This window comes from Hoeflea sp. TYP-13 (assembly GCF_040932035.1).
Classification (GTDB): Bacteria; Pseudomonadota; Alphaproteobacteria; order Rhizobiales; family Rhizobiaceae; genus Hoeflea_A.
The window spans coordinates 900,683-925,364 of the sequence record NZ_JBFRBB010000001.1 but is presented as its reverse complement, the minus strand read 5'-3'; the positions used below and the strand labels follow the sequence as shown (position 1 = coordinate 925,364).

Here is a 24,682-nt window from a genome sequence, read left to right as displayed (position 1 = left end):
CTCCAGGTTGCGGACCTGAAAAAGGCCCTTGCTTGATATACAAATTGATTTGCCGGCTACTGATCAAACACGACTGTTGCCCGCACCGGCTTCCACCGCAAAGTCACCCTGCCGCCCGGTTCGATCCCGCGGCCGGCGACCTTTTCGGCATAGGTTTCGAGGCGCAGCTCACGGCCGCCATCGATGACGATTGTCGGATAGACAAGCTGGCCGACCTGATCGACGGATCGGACCACACCATCGACACTGTCGAAATCAGGATCCGCCGCCTTGGTGCCTGCGCCGTCAATTTCGATATATTCGGATGGTACGACGACAATCGCCTCGCTTCCCGACCGTGCCCGTTCGACATCGAATCCCGGTGTGCCCCGCAGCGTGCCGAACACCGTATTCACAACCACCCGATCCTTGCGGATTTCTTTCAAGGTTCCTTCAAACAGGTTGTTGCGGCCGATAAACCGGGCGACAAAGGGTGACTTCGGACGGGTATAAAGCTCATAGGGCGCTGATATCTGTTCGACCCGGCCGTCGTTCATGACCACAACCCGGTCGCCCATCGACAGGGCTTCCGACTGGGCGTGGGTGACGAACACAAATGTTATGTTCAGCGACCGCTGCAGCAGTTTCAGCTCTTCCTGAATGGATTTTCGAAGGTTCGCGTCCAATGCGCCTAGCGGTTCGTCCAAAAGCAGGATATCGGGTTCGGTTACCAATCCGCGGGCGAGCGCCAGCCTCTGTTTCTGTCCACCTGACAGCGAGCCTTCTTTTGCACCGGCAACATCGCCGAGCTGCAGCTTGTCGATAATCGCGTCTACGCGGCGCTTTTTGTCACCCGCCTCGACCTTGCGCACATCAAGTCCGAAGCCGATGTTCTGGCGAACGGTCATGTGCGGAAAAATCGCGTAGTTCTGGAAGATCGTCGAGGTCGGGCGCCTTTCTGCCGATACGCTCGTGTAGTCACGGCCGCGGATCAGCAGCTTTCCGGATGTGATGTCCTCAAGTCCCGCAATCATTCGAAGCGTTGTGGTCTTGCCGCAGCCCGACGGGCCGACAAATGAAATGAATTCTCCCGGCTCGACCTGCAGATCGAAAGCCTCCACCGCCGAGTTGCCTCCCGGATACACTTTGCCGATGTTGAGCAGTTCCAGATCGTATTGCTTCATGGTCGATATCTTCTTCGATTGGGGCCTGATGGGAGGGGCCGGTGGGCCCCTCCCGCTGCTGCCGGTCAGGCGCTCAGGAACTCGTCCCAGCGCATGATGAGGTGGTCATATTCGGCGGGCCACTGATGCCAGTAGGATACGTGGCTGGCACGCTGATCGAGCGAGCCGCCATCGCGCACATCGCCTTCCTTGATGCCTCTTTCGCCGGGGCCGACCCATGGCTTGCCCTCGTACCAGAAGCCGTATTTTTCCGGTGACATGACGTCCTTGATGTTCGTTGTCGGCGAGTAGTAACCCTGCTCGGAGACGATGATTGCCGGCGGTCCTGACAGCCAGTAATCGGCATAGGCTTTCACGGCATCGGCATTCGGGGAGTTGCCAATGAGTGAAATACCGATCGACCAGCCGCGATAGCCTTCCTTGGGAACCGCATAGGAGCACTCGATTCCCTGCGCCTTGACCGCCATGACCGCCGGCTGCCAGGCATCCGCGAGTATCATCTCACCGGATGCGAGCAGATTGACAAGTTCGCCGAAATCGCCCCAAAGGGCCCTGAACTGACCGTCCTTCTTCTTGGAAATCAGGAATTTCGCGGCTTCGTCGATTTCCTCGGCATTCGGGTTGCCGGGATTTTGGACCTCCAGCAGGCCAAGCGAATTCATGGCAAGAATAGCCTGTCCAAAGGCAATCAGCGGATCGACGTTCAGGCCCGTCTTGCCCTTGAATTTCGGATCGAACAATGCCGTCCAGGTATTGGCTTCCTCGGCGCTCACGAGGTCCGGCCGATAGCCGATGGAGTCGAAATTATAGACGGTGGGAACCATCCAAAGCTGGGTCTTGCCCTCATCGGCCCAGATCTGTCCCGAGATCTGTGCGTCGGCTCCAATCCGGGGATCCGTATCGATGAATGTCGAGCGGATGTTGCCCCAGTTCGAAAGATCCGAGGTGGCAATCGGCTTGATGGTGTTGGTCTCTGTCATGGCCGGAAGCCGCTCGCCGATCGTTTCCCAGCAATCATAGGCATTGGAGCCCGACAACAGCTCCGTCTGGGTATTCGGAAAAATATCGGCTTTGCCGGAGACCGCGCTGACGCCGGAATTGGATTTGAAGTCATTCAGAATGCGTTCCTGAACGGTGACCGACAGGCCAACCGTTCTGAGCTGCAGCCCATTCAGATTGCCACCCGCCCATGACATGCCCGGATGCATAAGGGCGGCTGACCCGGCGGCCCCGGTTGTTGCCAGGAACTGGCGGCGGTTCATAGTGAAGTTTCTCATGGTGTTCGTCCCTAATCAGTTGGTTTCAAACGTGCGTTTTTCTTGTTGTTATTCAGTAGCGGCCGACCAGAAGTCCTCCGTCGACCGTGATGACTTGCCCGGTGAGGTAGCGCGCCGCATCGGACGCCAGAAAGACGATGACGTCGGCGATGTCTTCAGGCTCGCCGACCCGGCCCATCGGTATGAAAGACGCTGCTGCCTCAAGGCCCGCAGGTCCGAGCGAATGTTCCTCGGAAAGGGCCTGGGCGGTGCGGATGTAACCGGGCGCAACGCCGTTGACCCTGATGCCGCTCGTTGCAAGTTCAACGGCAAGACCGCGAACCAGTCCGACCACGCCGGACTTGGCGGCCGAATAATGGACGTGGCTGTCCCAGCCATAGGCAACGCCCATGATCGAGGACAGGCAGATGATCGAACCGGAACCCCTCGCCTTCATCTTGGGTGCGGCGGCGCGCGCCAGACGCATCATGCCCTTCAGATCCACATCCAGCGTGTGATCCCACTTGTCGTCGCTCAATTCGTCGAGCGGTACCTTGTGGGCAATGCCGGCATTGTTGACGATGCAATCCAGTGCGCCGAAACGGTCTTCGATGTCGCGGACCACCGCGTCGCACTGCTTGGTCGATGAGACATCCAGGCTTAGAAACTCGGCTGAAGCGCCCTCGCCTAAGAGTGTTTCGGCAACCGCCCTGCCTTCATCTTTCAATATGTCGGTGACGATGACCCGGTACCCGACGCGTCCGAAAGCCAATGCCGTGGCCTTGCCGATGCCGATGCCGGCGCCTGTTATCAAAACTGTCTGGGATGTCATTTCCTGGCTCCTCACAACATCACGTCGCCGCTGTTCGGTCCGAGTGTCTGGCCGACATAGGTCCTGGCGTCTTTTGACGCGAGAAATGCCACTGTTGCGGCAACATCCTGCGGTTCACCGAACCGCCCGAGCGGCAGATCCGCCGCCTTGGCCTCACGCCATTCCTGCGAAAGCGCCATGACGAGCTCGGTGTTGACCGGGCCTGGCGCAACCGCATTGACCCGCACGCCTCGCGCGCTGACTTCACGGGCGAGCGCCTTGGTCAATCCGATGATCCCGGCCTTTGCCGCTGAATAATGGACAAGCTCGACACCACCGATCTGGCCGAGTTGCGAGGCAATGTTGACGATGACGCCACTGCCGCGTTCCAGCATCGATCCGATGGCGCGCCGGCATCCGAGAAAACAGCCGCGCAGATGCACCGCGATCATGCGGTCCCAGTCGTCCAAATCCATTTCGCTGAAACGGGTTTGTTGCACGATGCCGGCATTGTTGACCAACAGGCTGCAGTAGCCCCAGTTTTCTTCGCACTGCCGGAATGCGTCCTCAATGCCCTCGGGCGTTGAGATGTCCCCATTGCTGACCATCGCCGCACCGCCGGCCGACCTGATCAGTGACGCTGTTTCATCGGCTGCGTGCCGCGCCAGATCGTTGACGACCACCCGTGCACCCTCGGCTGCCAGCCGCTGAGCAATTGCCCGGCCGATACCGGCGCCGGCGCCCGTCACGATCGCGTTGTGCATCGACAGGGCGCTCATGCGATCTCCTCCTGCAGATCCGCAAACCGCGCACGCGCCCGGCGTGTCGAAATGCCCATGAGGATCCCGTAAACGGTGAGGACCGCGAAGGAGAACAGCGTCGTCAAAATGCCGAATGCAAAGAGGTTGGGATGGATCTCCACGGCAAAGGTGCCGTAGATCGCAATCGGCATGGTGACGTCGGAACCGCTGGTAAAAAGGGTCCTGGGAAATTCGTCGTAGCTCAGCGTCAGCGCAAACAGCATGGCGGAAAGGACGCCGGGGAAGATCATCGGAAAGGTGACTTTGCGGAATGTGCGGCCGGGCGGAACGCCGAGCGCCCAGGCCGCCTCCTCCACCGAGCGGTCAAAGCGGTTGAAGATCGCCAGCATGACCAGAAAGGCAAAGGGATAGGTGTAGACGACGTGCAGCACGAAGGCCGTGCCCCACCAGGTCCGGTCAATACCGAACTGATCGGCGACGAGCGCCATGCCAAGGCCGAGCAGAACGCCGGGCACCATCATGCCGAGCACCACGAGATAGAAGACGGCGCCGGAGCCCTTGAACTTCGTGCGAAAGGCCTGTGCGGTGAGTGTGCCGAGCACGGTGGAAACCACCATAGTCGCGAATGCGAGGGAGACCGATCGGGTGAGCGCTTCGGCAATCGGCAGCGGCGCAATGCGGGACGGCGGCGCAAACCCCAGAACGTGCTCGTACCAGAAGGTCGACCATTCGCGGATTGGAAATTGCGGTCCGCCCTCCGGCCCCTGCTGGAAGCTGAGAATGCCCATGACGACGAAGGGCCCGTAGAGAAAGGCTATGAACAGGACCGTGTAGAGCCCGAGAAGCCAGCGAAGTCCGACAAGATGATGCATGGCCAGCTCCTCACAATTCCTTTTGCAGATTGACGAGCCGCAACAGGCCCGTGATCACCACCGCCATGACGGCGGTCAGCACGACCCCGACAACGGCGGCGAAGGCCCATTTCAGTGACCCGACCTGGGTAACGATGATGTTGCCGAGAAGATTGACCTTGCGGCCCGACAGCGCCGAGGCGGTTGCAAACTCACCAAGCACCATGACGGACACGAAGATCGCGCCAACCACAACGCCCGGCAGGCTGAGCGGGAAGATGATTTTACGGAAGATCGTCATCGGTGATGCGCCGAGATCACGAGCTGCCTCGAGAAGACTGTCGTCAATGCGCGCAAGCATGAATGCAATCGGCCCGACCATGAACACGACATAGATCTGCACCATGCCGATGATGACCGAGAGCTCTGTGAACAACAGCACTTCGATCGGCCCCGATATCAGCCCGAGTTTCTCAAGCACGATGTTGATAGCGCCCTCTTTGCCGAGCATCGGCCGCCATGCCAGAACCCGGATCAGAAAAGACGTCCAGAAAGGTATGACGCAGGTTACGAGCAGGACCGTCTGAAAGGTCTTGTTGCGCACGAACTGCCCGATGAAGAGCGCCGTCGGGTAACCCGCTATGAAGGTCAGCGCAAGCACCGTGAGCCAGAGCCTCAAAGTGCGGACAAGCGCGCCGTAGTAAGTTTCGGAAGCAAAGAATGTGGACCAGGACTTTGTCGTCAGCGTCGAATTGATTGCGAAGGTCGTCTGTGTCCAGAAGCTGACATAGACCATCATGATCAGCGGAACGATCAGAAACAGCACCATCCAGGCAACGCCGGGCGCAAGCAGAAAGACATGCAGATGTCGGCGCCAGAAACTCTCGCGGTGGGCTTCACCAACCGCCTCGGCAGACAATACGCTCATCACACGGCCTCCAGAACTGACGATTGGGTTTCGAGAAGGTCGCCGTCGCGGTCGTAGAACAGGACATCATCGACCGGCCAATGCAGCACACGCGTTTCGCCTCGCCTGATGTCTTTGGGTCGCACAACGCTGAGATGGCGTTCGGCTTCGATGACGCCGCCGTCGGGACGCCGGAAGAAGTAAATCACGCGTGCGCCAAGAAACTCACTGGCGATGAATTCCACTTCCATGTGGGCGAAACCCTCGCGAGGCTCGGTGCCCCCGGCGCGTATGTCGATATGGTCATGGCGAATGACATAGTGGGCTGCGTCGCCAATGCCGCGCGGAGCGGCCAGGCGTGTGCCGGCGCTGAGGAAGTGGCCGTTTTCCATGCCGCCGGGCAGGATGTTGTAGGTGTTGAGAAACCTTGCCGCCTGCACGCATCCGGGGTGGTTGAAGATCGTGTCGGGCGTGTCGATCTGTATAGCCCGTCCCTCATTCAGGACAATCATGCGATCACCCATGGCAAGCGCTTCCGCCTCGTTTCCGGTGACATGCATGAAGGTGACGCCAAGGGTCGAACGGATGCGTTGCAATTCGATTGTCATGCGCTCACGCAGATTGGCGTCAAGTGCGCCCAGCGGCTCATCGAGGAGACATATTCTGGGTTCGCAAATAAGCGTCCGCGCCAGCGAGACGCGCTGCCGCTGCCCCCCTGAAATCTCGCCAACCATACGATCGCCGAAGCCATCCAGACCGACCAGTTCGAGCATGTCTTCAACACGTGCATCGAGCTCATTGCGGTCGGTAACCGGATCGATCTGCCGATAGCGCAGACCGAAGGCAATGTTCTCGCGCACCGACATATGCGGGAAGAGGCCGAACTTTTGCTGAACGAAACCGAGCCCCCGCAGATGGGTAGGCGTTCCCGTCAGGTTCGTGCCGTCGAGAATGATCGAGCCGGCATCCGGACGCTCGAGCCCGGCGATCAAACGCAGGAGCGTGGACTTACCCGAACCGGACGGCCCGAGGAGCGTTACGTATTCATCATCCCGGATGTCGAGGCTGAAATCGGCGATGGCCGGAACGCCATCATATGACTTCGTCAGCCCCTGCAGTTCCATCATCTGCGCCCCCATTCAATTCGAAGAACCAAATCCATGGGAACGACTCAATAATGCTTTTTGTGTTCAAAAGTCAATTATTGATTTCAAAAAAGTGTAAATTCTTTCGATTTTCCGATCTTTTCGGCATATTTTGCTGGATAATTTTTCGTATTTATTGTATCAAGTACACAATGTTCATTTAAAGAAACAGGGCAACATGAGCAACAACAAAACCTCCTCAATTGATCAGTCCGCACCGCGATACGCGGTTATCGAAACCTTGGTCGCCAGCGCCATCGAAAGCGGAACCCTGCCCGCAAAGACTGTGCTGATGGAGGGGCCCATATCGAAACTCTGCGGCACCAGCCGTACGCCGGTGCGCGTTGCCTTGAACCGTTTGTGCGACCGCGGCCTCCTGCTGCGCTTCGAAGGGCGGGGATTTGTCGTCAAGGGAGACGGTCCGGGCGATCCGGTGCGCACCGCGCTTACCCATGCGATGCTCGGCCTTTCGGAAGAGGATTCCGCCGATCCGGCGCCCGTCACATCCCAGCGTATTGCGCGGGATTTTGAAACCGTCCTGGTTCACGCCCTGCCGTTTGGCCGGTTCGGCGTTAACGAGCAGGCGATGGCCGACCACTATCATGTCAGCCGCACCGTCGTGCGTGAACTGCTCTCCCGGCTGCAGGATCGCGGACTGATCGACAAGAACCGCCGTTCGCACTGGATCATCGGCCCGCTGACCGCCCGCGAGGTTGCTCAGTATTTCGCGGTACGCAGCAAACTTGAACCGCTGGCGCTCGAGGAAAGCGCGCCGCGCCTTCCCGCCACCGAAATCAAGGCTATGTGGAGCAGGCTCCAAAGCGGCCTCGACCAGGGGAGCGACCTTTCGAGCGACAAGCTGGAAGAACTGGAAACCGACATGCATGTCAGGCTGCTCGCCGGCTCGAGCAACGGGCACCTGATGCGCATGGTTCATCAAAGCCAGCTGGCACTTGTCGTGAACCGCGTATTCGCGTCGTTCATCGGCACGGGTCCATTCAACAACTCTCTGCGCGAACACGCGATCGTTCTGGAATTCATCATGCGCGGCGCCTATCAGATGGCGGCCCAGGCACTCGAAGAGCATCTGCATCTGGCCGCGCGCCGCACCCGGCAAAGGCTCATGACGCTGTCCGTGTTTCCGGAACCGGAGTTTCCGAGATACCTTGTCAAGCGCGTGCCGTAGCCGGATAACCATCCGGTGGACTGCCAATACGGGATGAACTAGAACAACAGTCGATTTTCCCCAAGGATTGATTTGTCGATGGATAGTGGCCAGCCAACGGATGATGTCGCAGCTGCGGATGCGGAACTGGCAACGCCGGCCGTCAATGCCGGCAAACCGACCCTGCGTGTGCTGGGAACGTCCGTCACCCAGATCGAGCCGCTGAAGCATGCGGCAGAGCGTGATCTCGGCTTGTCACTGGACTTCATCACTCTCGACGGAACAGAAGCGCAGCGGCGCGGTGCCATGGCCCCGCACAGTTTCGATGTCTACGACCAGTGGTTCCACGATCTTGACCTTATCTGGCCGACCGGCTCCATTCGCGGAATTGACATCGACAGGATCGACCGCTGGGACCAGATCAACGATCTGCCAAAAACCGGAAAACTCTCCCCGTCGGCGACCCCCACCTCGGGAGGCGATCCCAGCAGACGCCTTTACGTTCAGCTTGACGGATCCCTTGGCGCTTCTCAGTCGGACCGCATCAGCATGGTCCCGACCGTGCACAACGCCGACAGCTTCGCAGTGGTCGGCGATCATGCAAATGAAATCAACAGCTGGGGAAGTCTGCTTGATCCGGAGTGGTCGGGCAAGGTCATCCTGCAGCGCGATGCCGCCATCGGCTGCCTGGACATGCTGCTGGCGTTGCAGGCCCGCAATGATCTGCACGTTGCGGATATGGGAAATCTGTCTCTCGAGGAGATCGAAGCGGTGACGGACAGATTGGCAGGATACTGTTCTCGCGGGCACTTTCGCCAGATCTGGGCGGACGAGGCGGAAGCGATTGCGGCCATGCGGGGCGGAGCGAACCTGATCGGCAGCCTGTGGTGGTCGGGTGCCGTCAAGCTCAGGCGACTGGGTGTCCCGGTAACAATGGTCGCACCGGTTGAGGGATATCGCGGCTGGTTCGGCGGAATGGCTTTGTCGGCCCATCTCAAAAGCCGCGAACTGGACGCTGCCTACGACTATCTGAATTGGTGGCTTGACGGATACGCCGGCGCGGTCATGGCCCGCCAAGGCTCCTACATGTCCAACCCGGAGGCGGTTCGCGAACATCTGACACCGGCCGAGTGGGACTTCTGGTACGAGGGCAAACCGGCCGCAAGCCCAATTCCCGATTCTGAGGGACAGATTGTTTACGAGGTCGGCGAAAGCCGCGGCGGCGGCCCTTACAAGGACCGCATCGACCGGATCGTTGTTTGGGATGCGGTCATGGAAGAGCACAATTATCTCGTCAGGCGCTGGGAGCACGCGATTTCCCCGTAGAGCCGTCGTCCTTCGATTGTTTCAACAAAATCCGGTGTTTGCCGGCCGCGGCGCAAGTCCTGATTCAATGACTTGAGAAACCGATTCAAAAATACTGTCACGCTGATGAACAATAGCCGCGGACGTTATGCGCGGAATCCCTGCCTGGGCTTCGCCATTATAAGCAACTGGACACTGGCGGCACACCATCCAGTTTTGCATCAACCGGAGCCGGGTGGAGCGGTGCTCTCACGCACCACAAGCCATGGATCAAGCCGCAAAAGCCGATTTTCCGGCATATGGCCACTCATTAACGCGAGCAGATGACGTGCGGCGGACGACCCGACGGCTCTGCGCGGTTGATGGACCGTGGTCAGCGCCGGGATATAATGCTGTGCCACGTCAATGTCATCGAACCCGACAACGGATACGTCACGCGGAACCACAACTCCGGCCTGGTGCAGGGTTGAGATAAATCCAAACGCGCTGCGGTCACTTGCGCAAAACACGGCTGTCGGCCTGCTGCTCATATCAAGCCAGGCAAGAGCGGCATTTTTGCCAGCCGCGAGCGAGTAATCCCCCTGACAGACCCAGGCACCAGTAGGATCGATGCCAGACTGGGACAACGTTGTGCGAAACGCCTCAAGCCTGTCCCTGCCGGGCTGGTGTGTCAGCAGGCCAGAGATGTGGCCGATTGACCGGTGACCCTGTTCGATCAAATGTGTGACGGCCAATTCCGCACCCTTCAGATTGTCCACAAGGGCGACCGGTACCGTTGGATCGGAACACCATTCGCCCGCGGTAACCACTGGCGGCAGGTTAAGATTCGAACCGCGCATTTCCTCAACCGAAATTTCGCCATCAAGGATCACGATCCCATCAAAATTGTTGTGACTGAAATAGGTCTGCAGCCTTGTGCGTGACATGGAGGATTTTCGCGTATCGGCAATCAGCACGTTCAGATCATTTTCCGCGCATACGCTTTCGATGCCGTTGAGGATGTTTGAAAAATGCGAATTGCCAATGTCCGGAACAAGCGCAACGATGGTGCCCGTCTGCCGGCGCCGCAGATTGCGCGCCGCATGGTTGATAACATAGCCGGTCTGTTTAATGGCCTCCGCGACGCGTGCCCGTGCCTTTTCCGATACACGATCAGGCGCGGACAGAGCACGGCTGACCGTTGCCGTCGAGACATTGGCGGCACGGGCCACGTCCTGGACCGTCGGGTTGTTTTTGCCTGGTTCTATTTTGGTCATCACTCAGAGCAAACGCCTGTTTTGCCTGGCCGAAACTTTCAAAGCCGCAAAGTACAAATTCTGCTTTCGCGACTTGCAGCTTGAAGGTTCTACCACGTCGCGCGGATCCTGACAGGCCCCGGCGACGTGGCAACGCGCCGTCTTACATCAGGTAAGCCGTTCACTCCATATCTCCTCGTTGAAACCGACGAGCACATCATCGCCAACCTCAAGGACCGGACGTTTGATCATGGATGCATTTTCCCGAAGCAGGTTTATGGCAGAGTCTCCGTCAACCAGTTTGGCCTTGTCTTCCTCGGGCAGTTTTCGCCAGGTCGTTCCTCTTTTATTGACGAGGTTTTCCAATCCCGCCCGGTCGATCTGCGCCTTGAGGCGTTCAACATCAACGCCATCTTTCTTGTAGTCATGGAATTCATAGGCGATGTTATTGTCTTCCAGCCATCGCCTCGCCTTCTTCATCGTGTCGCAATTGCGTATTCCAAAGAGCTTCATCGAAAGCCACCTCCCCGCGGCACGGTGATCCTGACAGGTCCAGACCGTTACGCTTAGATTGATACATTCCGCAAAGGCAATAGTTTTCACCAGCGCGGCGAGCCGAACCCTGCGGTGTATTTCACCAGAGGCACAAAACATCTGCGCCAGAGATTAGAATCGCCCAGTCCATACAACATTTGCATTGTTACACAACGCTCACAATCCATTTGAAGCGAACGGCCGCAGCTTTCGGCTATTTCGTCGTTGGTTTCGGCGGCAAAATACTGCACCGCCGAATGAACCGCTATTATACTGTGATCAGAAAACGCCTATGCTCAGGCCCGCCGCGAAGGCCTTACCGAGGTCGCGACACCTGGCAAGCTGGTCCTCCGGGATCGTTTTTTCCGCGAGAATTTCCTCGGGTGTCTGGGCATGAGTGCAGACAATCAGTGGCGCCTGCACCTCCTTCAGCCGCCAACCGCGGGCGATGCGCGCCGTCTGACGCGCCGCGTTCTCACCGTCCGAGCCCGCACAGACTATCTGGGCGTACGGTCGCCCTTCAATGCGTCCGAGGACCGGGTAATAGCACCGGTCGTAAAAATCCTTCATTACACCGGCAATGGCAGCAAGGTTCTCCGGCGCACAGAATATGTAGCCGTCGGCATGCAAAAGATCGCCGGGCCCGGCCTGCTCCGCTTTCATAAGAACAGTCGGTGTTTCATCGCGCGCCGCAGTAGCCGCGGCTTCGGCCATCTGCCTGGTGCCGCCCGTCTTCGAATGATAAATAATGAGCAGTTCCGCCATCTCACGCTATTCCAATGCCTGTTTCAGCAGATAGACACTAGTGTGGTGGATTTGAAGTTCCTATCATTGTCGCAGCTAACGCCTGGAGGAACTTCAAATCCGTAAACCACACTAGAATCATCATCTTGCTAGTGTCCTTTTTGAACCTGAAGTTCGTTCAGAGTGCGCTGCATAATGTGACGAACTTCAGATTCAGGACACTAGAATGTGAAAGCCAAAACACAAGGCAAAGAAAGACAACACGAATAGTACTGGAACAGGCCGGGTAGATTTTCATGCGCATCGCCAAACTGCTTGCCGACACGGACGACACGATCCTGTCGCAGAACCATCCCGACGACGGGCAGAAATTCCATAGGCTCCTGTCGCAACACCGACCAGGCTGGTACTACGAAACCATTTCGATCAAGGACAATATCTTTCCGCAATCGGTCGACGACTATGACGGGTACGTCATCACCGGCAGCCCCTCTTCTGTGAATGATCCGGATGCATGGATTGCAAATCTGAAAGACTTCATCCGGGAGCTCGATGTCAAAAGAAAGCCGACGATTGGTGCCTGTTTCGGCCATCAGGCGATTGCTGCTGCCCTTGGCGGGCGGGTCGGAAAGAATCCGGGCGGCTGGGGCCTGGGCATCACTTCGACTCGATTCACGCGCCATGTGGACTGGATGGATCCGGCACATGAAGAACTGGCGCTCTATTCCGCCCACAGCGAGCAGGTGCTGGAGCTGCCCCAGGGCGCCATTGTGCTCGGCAGCAATGCCATCGCACCGGTCGGTGCTTTCAGCATCGGCGAGCATATTTTCACCACCCAGCACCATCCGGAGATCACTCCGGACTACATGAACGACCTTGTCGATGTCGTTGCCGAATTCGTGCCTCCGGAGACAATTGCAAGGGCCCGCAGCTCTATGAACGGTAAGGCCGAGGGCGACAAATTCGCCGGCTGGATGGTGCGCTTTTTCGAACAGCCGCGTTGATTCAACCCACAAAGACCAATCAATCGATTGAGGTGTATTGAAATCGTGCCGGGTCAGCCAGCAAGTTCGCTCCAGCGCCGCGCATAGTCCCGCATGGCAGTATTTCCGGCCTGATCGTCGCATGGCGGCTGCTCGTCCAGGTGCCGGCCTGCGGTGACAAGCATAGCCGCACCCGTACTCGTGCCCGTGGCTGTTTCCGACACGCTCACGGGCCTGCCGACAGCAGAACGAAGCATAGAGAGATAGGCATCGTTCTTCGCGAATGGTCCTTCGACGATCGCCGGTCCCTCGGCGCCCGTCAGTTCAAGACAGGTCGCCGTCATCATTGCAAGGTAAAACGACGCTGCCGCGAACCGGATGCCTGCCTTCAATTCGGCTTCCGGATGCGACCAGACGTGCTGCCGGCCCTTAAACGGGCCGGTTTGCGTCTCGACGGCCGGCAGCAGCATGATTTTTTCCGCAAGCACCGTTTCGATGTCCTTAGAGGAGCAGGATGCATCGCCACTGATCAGCGTATCGAATTCGCGTCCGCCCATGAAGCGTGCCGACGGCACTGGATCGCCGCGTGCGTTGACGTTGACAAGTGTGTCGCGCTCCGGGTCGAGCTCTACCTTCTTTCCGCCAATCGTCATGCAAACCACCCAGGTTCCCGTCGAAACAACGCTGAATGGCGCTCGTCGCCGGATGATATACGGGTAGAGGGAAGCGTTGGAATCGTGGATACCGCAATGAACCTGTGTTTGAGGAGAAAGGCCGGTTTTTTCCGCAATATCCGGTCGCAAGTGCCCCAGCATGTCGTCGGCCCGCCGCACCGGCGCCATCAGGCCGGCCCACCCCTGCTTTGCAACCATTGAAGAAAATGCCCCCGTTTCCGGCCGCCATAAATCCGTGTGGCAGCCAAGGGACGTAACTTCGGTCGCAAGGACCCCGCTGAGCTTATGCGCCCAAAACTGTGGATAGGTCACGATGGCGGCAACCGTGTTGGCTGCTTCGGGAAACGTCTGAAATTGCCAGAAGATCTGGGCACCCAGATTAAGGCCTCCTGCAAGGCGCGGCGAGCCGGTCTCGGCAAATGGCGGACGTATCGCGTCATAAAGCGGCGCAACGATTTCCGGTCCGTCGTACTCATAATCAAGCACCGGCAGGGCAAGTTCGCCGCCCGCATCCAACAGCGCGCCGGAAGCCCCGTGCGTAGTGACCGAAATGGCATCTAGCGGACACGCCCGATTGTGTCCGGCCAGTTCCGCAAGCAAAAAGGCCCAGATGCCATCCGTGTCAAAATGCGGATAGGGCGGCCCCGGAAGGACGCGGTTCGGCATTGTGCTGACCGCACGCTCCTCCAAAGTTTCGGCATCGACAATCGCAAGTTTTATGTTGGTCTTGCCGATATCAATGACCGCGATGTGACCGCTGGCTACCATGATCTGTCAATCCATGTGGAAGACGGTTGCGAGCGGCACTGATTTTGGCTCGTTATCCGCTTCCGTCTCCATGATATCGGCCATATGTGCCCACCAGCGCTGCATTACCGGCTGCAGCGGCAACCGGTCCATCGCATGGTCGTCGCGGCGCCACAGGACGGCGAAAAGGATATTGGTTTCGCGGTCGAGATAAATGGAGTAGTCCGAGATACCGGCTTCCTTCAGGAGGGCGACGAGTTCGGGCCATATTTGGTCGTGGCGCTTTCTGTATTCGGCCTCACAACCGGGATTGAGCACCATTTTGAATGCGAGTTTCTCCATCGCTCATCCCCTGCTCCGCGCAAACCTGCTCCACAGCCGCGGCAGAGCGATCACCGTGATCAAAAGCAAGCCAATGAATATGGACATGACAATGCCCGGCACATTCAGCAGTCCAAACCCGAAGGTGACCATGCCCATCACGAGAGCGGCAATGACCACGCCGGGAACCGTGCCGGAACCGCCAAGAATATTGACGCCTCCGAGCACCACCATCGTCACGATTTCAAGTTCCCATCCAAGAGCGATCGACGGACGCGTGGATCCAAGCCGTGATGTCAGGCACACGGCGGCCACACCCGACATCAGCCCGGTCAGGAGAAAGAGGATGAATTTAACCCGTGCGACGCGAATGCCGGAAAACTGAGCGCCTATCCGGTTGTTGCCGATGGCGTAGACGGCCCGGCCGAAGTTTGTCCTGTGCAGCACGACGCCGTAGGCTATCGCCAGCACGGCAAACAGCGCCAGCTCGAACGAGAACACCCACCAGACGTAACCCTGTCCGAAAAATGCAAAATCCGGCGGATATCCGGTGTAGGCCTTATCTCCGAGCACGATATAGGAGATGCCGCGAAACAGGCTCATCGTTCCTATGGTCACGACAATGGACGGCAATCCGAGGCGTGTCACCAGAAAGCCGTTGAAGGCTCCGCACACAAGACCGACCAGAAGACCCGTCATTACGATCTCCGGCGTTCCGAACCCAAGCTGGACAACGAAGCCCATGGCCGTCGAAGCAAGCGCAATGACGGAGGCGACCGAAAGATCGATTTCTCCGGAAACGATGAGCAGCGCCATCGCAAAGGCGATCATTGCCTTTTCGGTAAAATTGAACGTCGCGTCCGAAAGGTTCCACGGATCGAGAAAATATGGCGAAGCCAGTGAATTCACAATGAACACAGCGATTGCAACTGCAAACAGCAGGCTCTCCCAGCTTTTGAGAATACGCTCGCCGGGCGATGAGAGACGGTCAGGTATGCGGCGTGCAGCCGTATCGATGGTCATACCAGATGCTCCGCCTTTTTAAGAATGACCCGGCCTTTGTTGCGCTCTGAGCGTGCGTTGAAGGCTACCGCGATAATGATGGCGGAGCCGGATATGGCAAGTTGCCAGAAGGGTGAGATATTGATCACCGGAAGTGCATTCTTGATGACACCCAGGAACAGCGCACCCAGCACAGCGCCTCCGACCGAGCCAATGCCGCCGGCAATCGAAATACCGCCGATCACGCATGCTGCAACCACTTCCAGTTCGAAACCGGCGGCTATATCGACATAGGCAACCGCATAGCGCGCAACCCAAAGGTAGCCGCACAGACCGGACACCGCCCCGGCAATGACAAAGGCCATGAAGCGCGTGAAGCCGACATCGATGCCCGTGTAAACGGCCGCATCGGGATTACCCCCGACCGCAAAGAATGCACGGCCAAGCGGTGCGCGCGTGACAAGAACTGCAAACAGGCCGACAACCGCAATTGCGACCCATGACAGAACCGGAAGGCCCAGAAATACGACACGCGGCAGTGCCTTGAAGCTATCGCTCATTTCGTGCGCATTGATCCACTGGCCGTCGGAAATCAGGAAGATGATCCCGCGAAAAATAGTCAGCGTGCCAAGCGTGACGACGATGGGCGGAATATCAAGCTTCCACACAAGGATACCGTTGACCGCTCCAAACGCCGCCCCGAACAAAAGCGCCACCGCTATCAGCGCCGGCACCGGCAGGCCCGGCACGATGGTGTTGAGCGTCGCGACGATCATTCCCGTCAATGCCAGGTTCGAGGCGACTGACAGGTCGATACAGCGCGTCAGGATCACGACCATCTGTGCCAGTGCCAGCATGATCAATATGGCCGTATCATTGAACACGTTTGTGAGGTTTTCCGGCGCCGCAAATGCACCGAAACGGGTTGATATTCCAACGATCATCGCGACGATTGCGAGCGCCAGCAACGCTTCGCGAGATCTGAGTAACTGCATCATCATGCCGTGCGCTCCGACAATCCTGCGGCGGCCCTTACAAGCAGCTCCGGCGTCATTTCATCGCGGGTGTATTCACCGGCCATTCGCCCTTCGCGCATGACGATGGCACGGTCAGACATGCCCAGTATTTCCGGAAGTTCCGATGAGACCATGATGACAGCAAGGCCGCCAGCCGCCAGTTCGCCCATGAATTCATGCACGGCAGCCTTGGAGCCGATGTCGATGCCCTTTGTCGGCTCGTCGAGGATGATGACGCGTGGTTCGGTGGCCAGCCATTTCGCGATCACCACCTTCTGCTGGTTGCCTCCGGACAGGTTGCCTATGTCCTGGTCGAGTGCGGCGGCACGCAAATCAAGACGCTCCGTATATTCGCGCGCCAGTTTGAATTCTTCCGCAAGGCGCAAAAATCCATTGCGGGAGGTTTTGGCGAGCGATGGCAAGGTGACGTTCTGATATATCGGCAGGCCGTGCACGGCTCCCTGCTTGCCGCGGTCCTCCGGAACATAGACGATGCCGCAGTCTATGGCCTCGGCAGGATTGCGGATGACTGCTACTTCGCCATCGATCCTGACGGTGCCACTTGATGGTTTTGTCATGCCGAATAACGCCTGCATGATTTCACTGCGGCCGGCACCCACCAAGCCGTAGAAGCCCAGTATCTCCCCCTTGCGCAGGCTGAAACCGATATCCTCGAATTCGGTCGGATGGCTGTATCCGGAAACCGTGAGGATTTCCCCGCCAAGCTCGACCTCCCGTTTGGGAAATATGTGGTCCACGGTACGGCCGACCATCATCGTTACCAGAGCGTCTTCTGTGACGTCGGAAATCGCGCCGCTGCCAGCCATTTGACCGTCGCGAAATACGGTAAAGCGATCGGCAATGCGGAAGATCTCATCAAATTTGTGGCTGATGAACAGGATTGCCTTGCCGTCCGCCTTCAGTTTTTCAACGAGTTCATAGAGCTCGTTGATTTCCTTGTAGGAAAGCGCCGCTGTCGGTTCGTCCATGATCACGATACGCGCGTCGACAGACAGGGCCCGGGAAATCGCCACCAGGTGCTTGTTAGCTATCCCGAGGTCACGCAAGCGTACCGAAGGATCGATCTGCGCACCCACCCGATCAAGCAGAGAAGCAGCACTGCTGTTCATTCGCCGCTTGTCGATCAGGCCGAACCGTCCGCGCGGAGCGTGACCGATAAATATGTTCTCCGCCACCGAGAGTTCGTCAAACAGAACAGTCTCCTGATGGATCGCCGTAACACCGGCATCCGATGCAGCATAGGCATTGGGAAACGCAACATCACTGCCGTCAATTGTCATTGCTCCTTCGTCGGGCTGGTATATTCCGGTGAGGATTTTGACAATCGTCGACTTTCCGGCGCCGTTCTCTCCGACCAGTGCAGTTACCTGCCCCGGATAAAGGTCCAGCGACACATCGCTCAGCGCTTTGACACCGGGAAATGACTTGGAGATACCGCGCAGCGACAGGATGGGTTGTGCCATTGAATTAACCGACCCGCCCCCCGCGGTGGCGTTTTCCGATCTCGCGAGCATAACGAAACTTCCATAGTGGGAAAAGTGCGTGAGCAAATCCGGCACCGGCTTTCGCCGGTGCCGGACCATCATTTGCGGCGATCAGAAAATATCTTTGAACTTGTCCACATTCGAGGCGTCGTAGACAAACGGGTCGGCCATGGCACCTTCGCTGTTTTCATCCAGCGCCACTTCGCCCATACGGCCCATCGGGATCGATTTGCCGCCACCTGCCTCGGCATTGCCGGTCGCCAGATTGTAGGCGATCATCGTCGCCGCATAGCCGAGATCAATGGGGTTCCAGATGGCAAAGGACTGGGAGGCTCCGGAAGCGACATGTCCTGCCATTTCAGACGGCAGGCCAAGGCCGGTCACATTGACTTTACCGGCCTTGCCGGCGTCGGTAACGGCCTGGGCAGCAGCCACAATGCCGACCGATGTCGGCGCAATGATCGCCTTCAGGTCGGGATGAGACTGCATCAGGCCTTGAGCTTCGCGATAGGATTTATCCGCCAGATCATCGCCGTATACCGTGGCGACGACATTCACGCCGGGGTAGTTTCCCTTGACCTTGTTCATCTCATCGATCCAGGTGTTCTGGTTCGTCGCGGTGGCCGATGCCGACAGGACCGCGACATCGCCGCCCTCGGGCAGATGATCCGCGGCGAGTTTTATGATCATGTTGCCTATAAGCGCGTTGGAGGACGGATTGAGGTGCATCTGCCGGCCTTCCGGGGCAACGCCTGAATCCCAGGAAATGACAGTAATGCCGCGATCCATGGCACGCTTGAGCGCCGGCACCAGCGCATCGCGGTCGTTGGCGGAGATGGCGATTGCATCGACGCGCTGCGCGATAAGCGAATTGATGACTTCGATCTGGCCTTCAGCCGTCGTGTCAGTCGGGCCGGTGTAGATGATCTCAACGTCACCAAGTTCAGCCGCAGCCTCTTCCGCCCCTTTGGCCGCCGCCTCGAAGAAGCCTATGCCGAGCGCCTTGACGACAAGTGCGATGCGTTTGTCGTCGGCCTGTGCGGCGGTCGTCATCAGCGCAGCTGTGACCGCAGCTGTCGTAAGCAGTGTCTTTAAGATACCCATGTGTTCCTCCCTTGGGTTTCGTTCGTTTCGGGATGATGCGGCGCCTAGCCGGCAACCGATGATTCCTCCTGTGCCGTCCGCGCGGTAACGATCAGATCCACTCCTGCCGCCTCCAGCATCCTTGCGGACTTGTCATCGATGCCATCGTCGGTGATGACGGTAGAAATACGTTCCAGCGGGCACAGTATGAGGCTCGAGCGTTTGCTGAACTTCGAGGAGTCCACCAGAACAACCAGTTCATCGGCCTGATCGATCAGTTTCTGCTCCGCCTGAATGAGCAGCGGATCAGCCTCCATCAGTCCGAGGGGCCCAAGACCCTGCGCACCCATAAACATTCGTTTTGCATAAAAATTCCGGGTCACATCGTTGTCGAAGGGACTCAAGATGATGTTCTGCTCGCGATAGATGGCTCCGCCCGACAACATGATCGTATTCTTGGAGTGCTTGAGCAGATGCTCGGCAATCGGGAATGAGTTGGTGAACACCTGCATGCGCTTGGTCGCCAACGGATGCACCATCTGGAAAGTCGTTGTCCCGCCATTGATGATAATGGCGTCGCCGTCGTCGCACAGTTCAACAGCCTTCATGGCAATTGCCCGTTTTTGAGCGATGTTGATTGTTTCATTGACACTGAAGGGCCGCCCGGCAAGACCGACAAACTGCGGCGGATGCATCGATTCCGCCCCGCCCCGCACGCGGCGCAGTTTCTTCTGCACATGCAGACCGGCTATATCGCGCCGGATCGTCGCCTCGGATGAATCCGTCAACTCGACCATTTCCTGCACGGTCACAACGGGTTTTTCCTGAACCGCGGACAGGATGATGCGATGGCGTTCTTTTTCGTGCATGGGCTCCTCCTTCAAAAACATTTCCATCAAAATCGTGCATTGTCAATCATATTTGATCAAAAAAGATCAGATATTGCTATTTCATGATTGAATTTGATCATTTGTGATTGACATTTAAGGCTGCAGACGCAACGATAGCGGCAACTTAGTCGCTGAAGCGCGAATTGGGAGGAAATAAATGCTCAACAAAGCCGCAGGCACTCGGCTCGAAAACCTATGGGACAAATCGCTCGCGCAAGCCATGAGCGAGCCGGAACGCCTGCTGTACCGGTCCAACCTTCTCGGTTCCGACAAGCGCATCACCAATTACGGCGGCGGCAACACCTCCACCAAGGTGATGCAGGAAGATCCGTTGTCCGGCGACAAGGTGGAGGTTCTTTGGGTCAAGGGATCGGGCGGCGATGTCGGAACAATCAGGATGGACGGGTTTGCGACGCTTTATCTGGACAAGCTCAAAGCTTTGAAGGGTATTTACCGGGGCGTCGATTTCGAAGACGGAATGGTCGGTTACCTGCCGCACTGCACGTTCAACCTCAATCCGCGTGCCGCTTCAATCGATACGCCGCTTCATGCCTACATTCCCGAAAAGCACGTCGATCATATGCATCCCGACGCCATTATTGCGATTGCCGCCTCGGAAAACAGCAAGGAACTGACGGAGCGGATATTCGGCAAGGAAATCGGCTGGCTGCCGTGGAAACGCCCCGGCTTTGAACTCGGATTGTGGCTTGAAAAATTCTGCACTGAAAACCCGGATGCCAAGGGCGTCATTCTTGAAAGCCACGGCCTATTCACCTGGGCTGATACGGCTGAGCAGTGCTACGAAACGACCTTGGACGTCATTAACCGCGCCATCGAATGGCTTGAACGGGAGTCGGCCGGAAAGCCTGCGTTCGGAGGGCCCAAACACCACACGCTGGACGAAGCCCAGCGCCGCAGCGCAGCAGCAGCCCTGATGCCCGCTATTCGCGGCCTGGTGTCGGAAAAGGCTCACATGGTCGGCCATTTTGATGACAGCGAAGCCGTGCTGGAGTTTGTCTGTTCGCACGATATGGACCGGCTTGCTGCTCTCGGAACCAGTTGTCCGGATCACTTTCTGCGCACCAAGATCCGGCCGCTGGTGGTGAATTTCGATCCGGCTAACCCCGATATCGATGCGGCTGTAACGGGCCTCAAAGGCGCCCTTGTTCGCTATCGCGCCGATTACGCCGGCTACTATGAGCGCTGCAAACACCCGGACAGCCCGCCCATGCGGAACCCGAATGCGGTTGTCTATCTTGTTCCGGGTGTCGGCATGATCACCTTCGCAAAGGACAAGGCGACGGCGCGCATCTCAGCGGAATTTTACACAAATGCCATCAACGTGATGCGTGGCGCATCGACCGTTTCTAAATATCGCGGCCTGCCCGAAAAGGAAGCATTCGATATCGAATACTGGGCCCTTGAGGAAGCCAAGCTTCAAAGGATGCCGAAACCGAAGAGCCTTGCGGGGCGCATCGCGCTTATTACCGGAGGCGCCGGCGGTATTGGCTCGGCAACGGCAGAGCGGTTCCTTGCAGAAGGTGCCTGTGTTGTCCTGACAGACATCGATGCAGACAGGCTGGAAAAGAGCAGAGACAACCTGGCCGATCGCTATTCGCAGGATACGGTGCGCTCCGTGCTGATGAATGTGACGGATGAAAGCGCGGTCGACGATGCCTATGCCGCCGCTGCGGTCGAATATGGCGGCATCGATATCGTCGTCTCGAACGCCGGCATTGCCTCATCGGCCTCGATAGAAGAAACGACACTCGATCTGTGGAACAGGAACCTTTCCATTCTGTCGACGGGATATTTCCTAGTGTCGCGTGGCGCGTTTAAAGTGCTGACGCGACAGGCTATCGGCGGCTCGATCATCTTTATAGGGTCGAAGAACGGCCTTGCAGCTTCTCCGGGGGCTGCCGCCTATTGCACGGCCAAGGCATCGGAGCTTCACCTTGCCCGCTGCCTGGCGCTGGAAGGCGCACCGCACGGCATAAGGGTCAATGTGGTTAATCCCGACGCCGTGTTGCGCGGATCGAAAATCTGGTCTGGCGACTGGCTCAAGGAGCGCGCCGATGCCTATGGCAAGGACATCTCGGAACTGGAAGAACACTACCGGCAGCGTTCGCTTCTCAAGCTTTCGGTGCTGCCGGAGGATATTGCAGAGGCGACCTATTTCCTGGCCAGCGACGCCTCTTCCAAATCGACGGGCAATATCATCAATGTCGATGCCGGCAATGTGCAGTCGTTCACGCGCTGACAGCGCGAGTCCGCGAATTGACCGGTTGGGAGAAGAACATGATCACGTCATCCGTTATTGAAGACACCAACGAAACCGGCCTGGCCGCCCTGCAGACCGACTATGATGCGCTCGGTGAACAATTGGCGCGCCGCGGCGTGGCGATTGACGATATCAAAAACAAGGTGGCCAAATACGGCGTCGCCGTACCCTCCTGGGGCGTCGGAACGGGTGGCACGCGCTTCGCACGGTTTCCAAGCCCCGGCGAACCGCGCGATATCTTTGACAAACTCGACGATTGTGCGGTTATCCACCAGTTGACCGGGGCGACGCCATCCGTGTCGCTTCATATCCCTTGGGACAAAGCGGACCCGGCCGACCTTAGAGCGAAGGCGGAGGAAACCGGGCTTCGCTTCGATGCTATGAACTCCAATACTTTCCAGGACCAGCCGGACCAGACCCATTCCTACAAGTTCGGTTCCCTCTCGCACACCGACCCAGCGACGCGAGCAAAGGCCGTCGAGCACAACATCGAATGCATCGAAATAGGCAGGTCGATCGGCTCCAAGGCCCTGACCGTCTGGATCGGTGACGGGTCAAACTTTCCCGGCCAGTCCAATTTCACCCGCCAGTTCGAGCGCTATCTGGACGCGATGAGGCAGGTTTACGCGGCACTTCCGGAGGATTGGCGGCTCTTTACAGAGCATAAGATCCATGAGCCGGCATTTTACTCAACGGTCGTGCAGGACTGGGGAACCAATTATCTGATCGCTCAGGAGCTCGGGCCCAGGGCGTTTTGCCTTGTCGATCTCGGTCACCATGCTCCCAATGTCAACATTGAGATGATTGTGGCGCGGCTCATCCAGTTCGGCAGGCTCGGCGGTTTCCATTTCAACGATTCAAAATACGGCGACGACGATCTCGATACCGGATCGATCGATCCCTACCGGCTCTTCCTCGTCTTCAATGAACTGGTGGATGCCGAACACCGTGGCGTTGCAAACTTCGACCCGGCACACATGCTCGATCAGTCGCACAATGTCACCGATCCGGTCGAAAGCCTGATGGCAAGTGCCATGGAAGTGCAGCGTGCCTATACGCAGGCTCTGCTCGTCGATCGCGCGGCACTGGAAGGCTATCAGGACACGAATGACGCCCTCATGGCAACGACAACACTAAAATCGGCGTTCCGAACGGATGTCGAGCCGATCCTTGCAATGGCAAGACTGGAAAAAGGGGCTGCAATCAACCCGATTGCAGCGTTTCGAAAGTCCGGCTACCGCAAATCGGCCGCAGCCGAAAGACCGGCGGTTTCGGGCTCAAGCGGTGGCATTGTTTGATCCGACAGAAGGCTCAAACCTTCACCGCCACCACGGCAAGGCAGTCGCCGGATTTGATCAGCCCGGGAAAATGGCGTGAGACAATGATGCCGGTTCGTTCTGCCCTGTAGTCCACCGGCGGCCGGCCTGTGCGGTCGGCGGGCCAGACACGGGCGACGACATCGCCCTTTGCCACCGGATCGCCGAGATCAAACAACGGTTCGAACAGACCGTCATCCTCGCAGAAAACAAAACAATCGCCGTCCGGCATATCCAGCATCACCGTCGGTCCGATCTCCGGTTCGCCTCCCAGGATACCGGCGTGTTTGAGTACGTTGCGCACGCCTTTTTTGGCAATGGCGATGGAGCGGGCTGTAGCCGTTCCGCCGCCACCGAGCTCGGTTGTGACAAAGATCTTTCCCTGCTCTTCCACCGCCGTGTCGTACATGCCGACATTGTCGATCTCCAGCAGCATCGCGGTATAGGGTGCGTTGAAGGCTTCGACGGCCGCGAAACAGGCGGCCTGCTGTTCCTTATTGTCGAGTACATGGGCGCATGCAAACGGCACAAAATCGAGTGTCCTGCCTCCGGAATGAAAATCAATGACAATGTCGGCCTCAGGCACGAGGCTGGCGTTGAAATAGTCGGCAATTTTTTCCGTTACCGTGCCATCCGGCCGACCCGGAAATGACCGGTTCAAATTGCCCCGGTCAATGGGCGATGTGCGCAATCCGGCTTTAAAAGCAGGATAGTTGAAAGCCGGCACGATGATCACACGCCCACATATATCTTCAGCCTCGAGGTTCAGGGCCAGATCCTGCAGGGCAACCGGACCTTCATACTCGTCGCCGTGATTGGCGCCGGTCAGCAGTGCTGTCGGACCGTCGCCGTTCCTGATGACCGTGATGGGGATCATGACCGAGCCCCAGGCGGAATCGTCCCTGCTGTAGGGAAGGCGTAAAAATCCGTGGTTTTTTCCGTCGGCATCCAGCGCGATTGTCGGAGCAATGGGATTCGTCGGCATAA

The 24,682-nt window shown here is 57.9% G+C and carries 23 protein-coding genes; 5 read left to right on the top strand and 18 right to left on the bottom strand.

Annotation, left to right across the window (positions count from 1 at the left end):
• Positions 1-56 precede the first annotated feature (56 nt).
• The 7 genes from ABVT35_RS04290 to ABVT35_RS04260 form a co-directional block, all read right to left on the bottom strand.
• Entirely contained in the window at positions 57-1,163 is a 1,107-nt protein-coding gene (locus ABVT35_RS04290; protein ID WP_368465041.1) for an ABC transporter ATP-binding protein, read from the bottom strand.
• 65 nt (positions 1,164-1,228) lie between these two features.
• Complete coding sequence (locus ABVT35_RS04285; protein ID WP_368466269.1) at positions 1,229-2,371, bottom strand: PotD/PotF family extracellular solute-binding protein; 1,143 nt, start codon at positions 2,369-2,371, stop codon at positions 1,229-1,231.
• A 121-nt stretch (positions 2,372-2,492) separates the two neighbouring features.
• Positions 2,493-3,251 (bottom strand): SDR family NAD(P)-dependent oxidoreductase, encoded by a 759-nt coding sequence (locus tag ABVT35_RS04280; protein WP_368465040.1) that lies wholly within the window; start codon positions 3,249-3,251, stop codon positions 2,493-2,495.
• A gap of 11 nt (positions 3,252-3,262) precedes the next feature.
• On the bottom strand, positions 3,263-4,009 hold the full coding sequence (locus tag ABVT35_RS04275) for an SDR family NAD(P)-dependent oxidoreductase (RefSeq protein ID WP_368465039.1): 747 nt from the start codon (positions 4,007-4,009) through the stop codon (positions 3,263-3,265).
• Entirely contained in the window at positions 4,006-4,863 is an 858-nt protein-coding gene (locus ABVT35_RS04270) for an ABC transporter permease (RefSeq protein ID WP_368465038.1), read from the bottom strand. The genes ABVT35_RS04275 and ABVT35_RS04270 overlap by 4 nt, the downstream gene beginning before the upstream one ends.
• A 10-nt stretch (positions 4,864-4,873) precedes the next feature.
• On the bottom strand, positions 4,874-5,770 hold the full coding sequence (locus ABVT35_RS04265; protein WP_368465037.1) for an ABC transporter permease: 897 nt from the start codon (positions 5,768-5,770) through the stop codon (positions 4,874-4,876).
• Positions 5,770-6,876, bottom strand: a complete 1,107-nt coding sequence (locus tag ABVT35_RS04260; RefSeq protein WP_368465036.1) for an ABC transporter ATP-binding protein — start codon at positions 6,874-6,876, stop codon at positions 5,770-5,772. The genes ABVT35_RS04265 and ABVT35_RS04260 overlap by 1 nt, the downstream gene beginning before the upstream one ends.
• A 196-nt stretch (positions 6,877-7,072) precedes the next feature.
• Between ABVT35_RS04260 and ABVT35_RS04255 the strand changes: the two genes are divergently transcribed.
• Complete coding sequence (locus ABVT35_RS04255) at positions 7,073-8,080, top strand: GntR family transcriptional regulator (RefSeq protein ID WP_368465035.1); 1,008 nt, start codon at positions 7,073-7,075, stop codon at positions 8,078-8,080.
• A 78-nt stretch (positions 8,081-8,158) separates the two neighbouring features.
• The gene (locus ABVT35_RS04250) at positions 8,159-9,385 is read left to right on the top strand and encodes a PotD/PotF family extracellular solute-binding protein (protein WP_368465034.1); all 1,227 of its coding nucleotides are present in this window, start codon (positions 8,159-8,161) and stop codon (positions 9,383-9,385) included.
• A 200-nt stretch (positions 9,386-9,585) separates the two neighbouring features.
• Here the strand turns inward: ABVT35_RS04250 and ABVT35_RS04245 are convergent, their stop codons facing one another.
• The 3 genes from ABVT35_RS04245 to ABVT35_RS04235 all read right to left on the bottom strand — a co-directional run bounded on the left by ABVT35_RS04245 (position 9,586) and on the right by ABVT35_RS04235 (position 11,898).
• Positions 9,586-10,620 carry a LacI family DNA-binding transcriptional regulator gene (locus ABVT35_RS04245; protein WP_368465033.1) on the bottom strand — a complete coding sequence of 345 codons (1,035 nt, stop codon included), beginning with the start codon at positions 10,618-10,620 and terminating at the stop codon, positions 9,586-9,588.
• A gap of 147 nt (positions 10,621-10,767) precedes the next feature.
• The gene (locus ABVT35_RS04240; RefSeq protein ID WP_368465032.1) at positions 10,768-11,112 is read right to left on the bottom strand and encodes an ArsC family reductase; all 345 of its coding nucleotides are present in this window, start codon (positions 11,110-11,112) and stop codon (positions 10,768-10,770) included.
• Between the two features lie 300 nt (positions 11,113-11,412).
• Entirely contained in the window at positions 11,413-11,898 is a 486-nt protein-coding gene (locus ABVT35_RS04235) for a flavodoxin family protein (protein WP_368465031.1), read from the bottom strand.
• Between the two features lie 275 nt (positions 11,899-12,173).
• Between ABVT35_RS04235 and ABVT35_RS04230 the strand changes: the two genes are divergently transcribed.
• Complete coding sequence (locus ABVT35_RS04230; RefSeq protein WP_368465030.1) at positions 12,174-12,881, top strand: type 1 glutamine amidotransferase; 708 nt, start codon at positions 12,174-12,176, stop codon at positions 12,879-12,881.
• A gap of 53 nt (positions 12,882-12,934) precedes the next feature.
• Here the strand turns inward: ABVT35_RS04230 and ABVT35_RS04225 are convergent, their stop codons facing one another.
• The 7 genes from ABVT35_RS04225 to ABVT35_RS04195 form a co-directional block, all read right to left on the bottom strand.
• A complete protein-coding gene (locus tag ABVT35_RS04225; protein ID WP_368465029.1) occupies positions 12,935-14,302 on the bottom strand; it encodes an FGGY-family carbohydrate kinase in 1,368 nt (455 codons plus the stop codon).
• Positions 14,303-14,308: 6 nt separating this feature from the next.
• Entirely contained in the window at positions 14,309-14,623 is a 315-nt protein-coding gene (gene rhaM, locus ABVT35_RS04220; protein WP_368465028.1) for an L-rhamnose mutarotase, read from the bottom strand.
• A gap of 3 nt (positions 14,624-14,626) precedes the next feature.
• Positions 14,627-15,625: an ABC transporter permease gene (locus tag ABVT35_RS04215; RefSeq protein WP_368465027.1), complete on the bottom strand. Its 999-nt coding sequence runs from the start codon at positions 15,623-15,625 to the stop codon at positions 14,627-14,629.
• Positions 15,622-16,605 (bottom strand): ABC transporter permease, encoded by a 984-nt coding sequence (locus ABVT35_RS04210; protein ID WP_368465026.1) that lies wholly within the window; start codon positions 16,603-16,605, stop codon positions 15,622-15,624. Before ABVT35_RS04210 ends, ABVT35_RS04215 begins: the two co-directional genes overlap by 4 nt.
• Complete coding sequence (locus tag ABVT35_RS04205) at positions 16,602-18,104, bottom strand: sugar ABC transporter ATP-binding protein (protein ID WP_368465025.1); 1,503 nt, start codon at positions 18,102-18,104, stop codon at positions 16,602-16,604. Before ABVT35_RS04205 ends, ABVT35_RS04210 begins: the two co-directional genes overlap by 4 nt.
• A gap of 132 nt (positions 18,105-18,236) precedes the next feature.
• Positions 18,237-19,229: a rhamnose ABC transporter substrate-binding protein gene (gene rhaS, locus ABVT35_RS04200; RefSeq protein ID WP_368465024.1), complete on the bottom strand. Its 993-nt coding sequence runs from the start codon at positions 19,227-19,229 to the stop codon at positions 18,237-18,239.
• Positions 19,230-19,273: 44 nt separating this feature from the next.
• Complete coding sequence (locus ABVT35_RS04195) at positions 19,274-20,077, bottom strand: DeoR/GlpR family DNA-binding transcription regulator (protein ID WP_368465023.1); 804 nt, start codon at positions 20,075-20,077, stop codon at positions 19,274-19,276.
• A gap of 178 nt (positions 20,078-20,255) precedes the next feature.
• Between ABVT35_RS04195 and ABVT35_RS04190 the strand changes: the two genes are divergently transcribed.
• Both ABVT35_RS04190 and rhaI read left to right on the top strand, forming a co-directional pair.
• Complete coding sequence (locus tag ABVT35_RS04190; RefSeq protein WP_368465022.1) at positions 20,256-22,358, top strand: bifunctional rhamnulose-1-phosphate aldolase/short-chain dehydrogenase; 2,103 nt, start codon at positions 20,256-20,258, stop codon at positions 22,356-22,358.
• Positions 22,359-22,396: 38 nt separating this feature from the next.
• Positions 22,397-23,677 (top strand): L-rhamnose catabolism isomerase, encoded by a 1,281-nt coding sequence (gene rhaI / locus ABVT35_RS04185; protein ID WP_368465021.1) that lies wholly within the window; start codon positions 22,397-22,399, stop codon positions 23,675-23,677.
• A gap of 13 nt (positions 23,678-23,690) precedes the next feature.
• Here the strand turns inward: rhaI and doeB are convergent, their stop codons facing one another.
• The gene (gene doeB, locus ABVT35_RS04180) at positions 23,691-24,680 is read right to left on the bottom strand and encodes a N(2)-acetyl-L-2,4-diaminobutanoate deacetylase DoeB (protein WP_368465020.1); all 990 of its coding nucleotides are present in this window, start codon (positions 24,678-24,680) and stop codon (positions 23,691-23,693) included.
• Positions 24,681-24,682 lie beyond the last annotated feature (2 nt).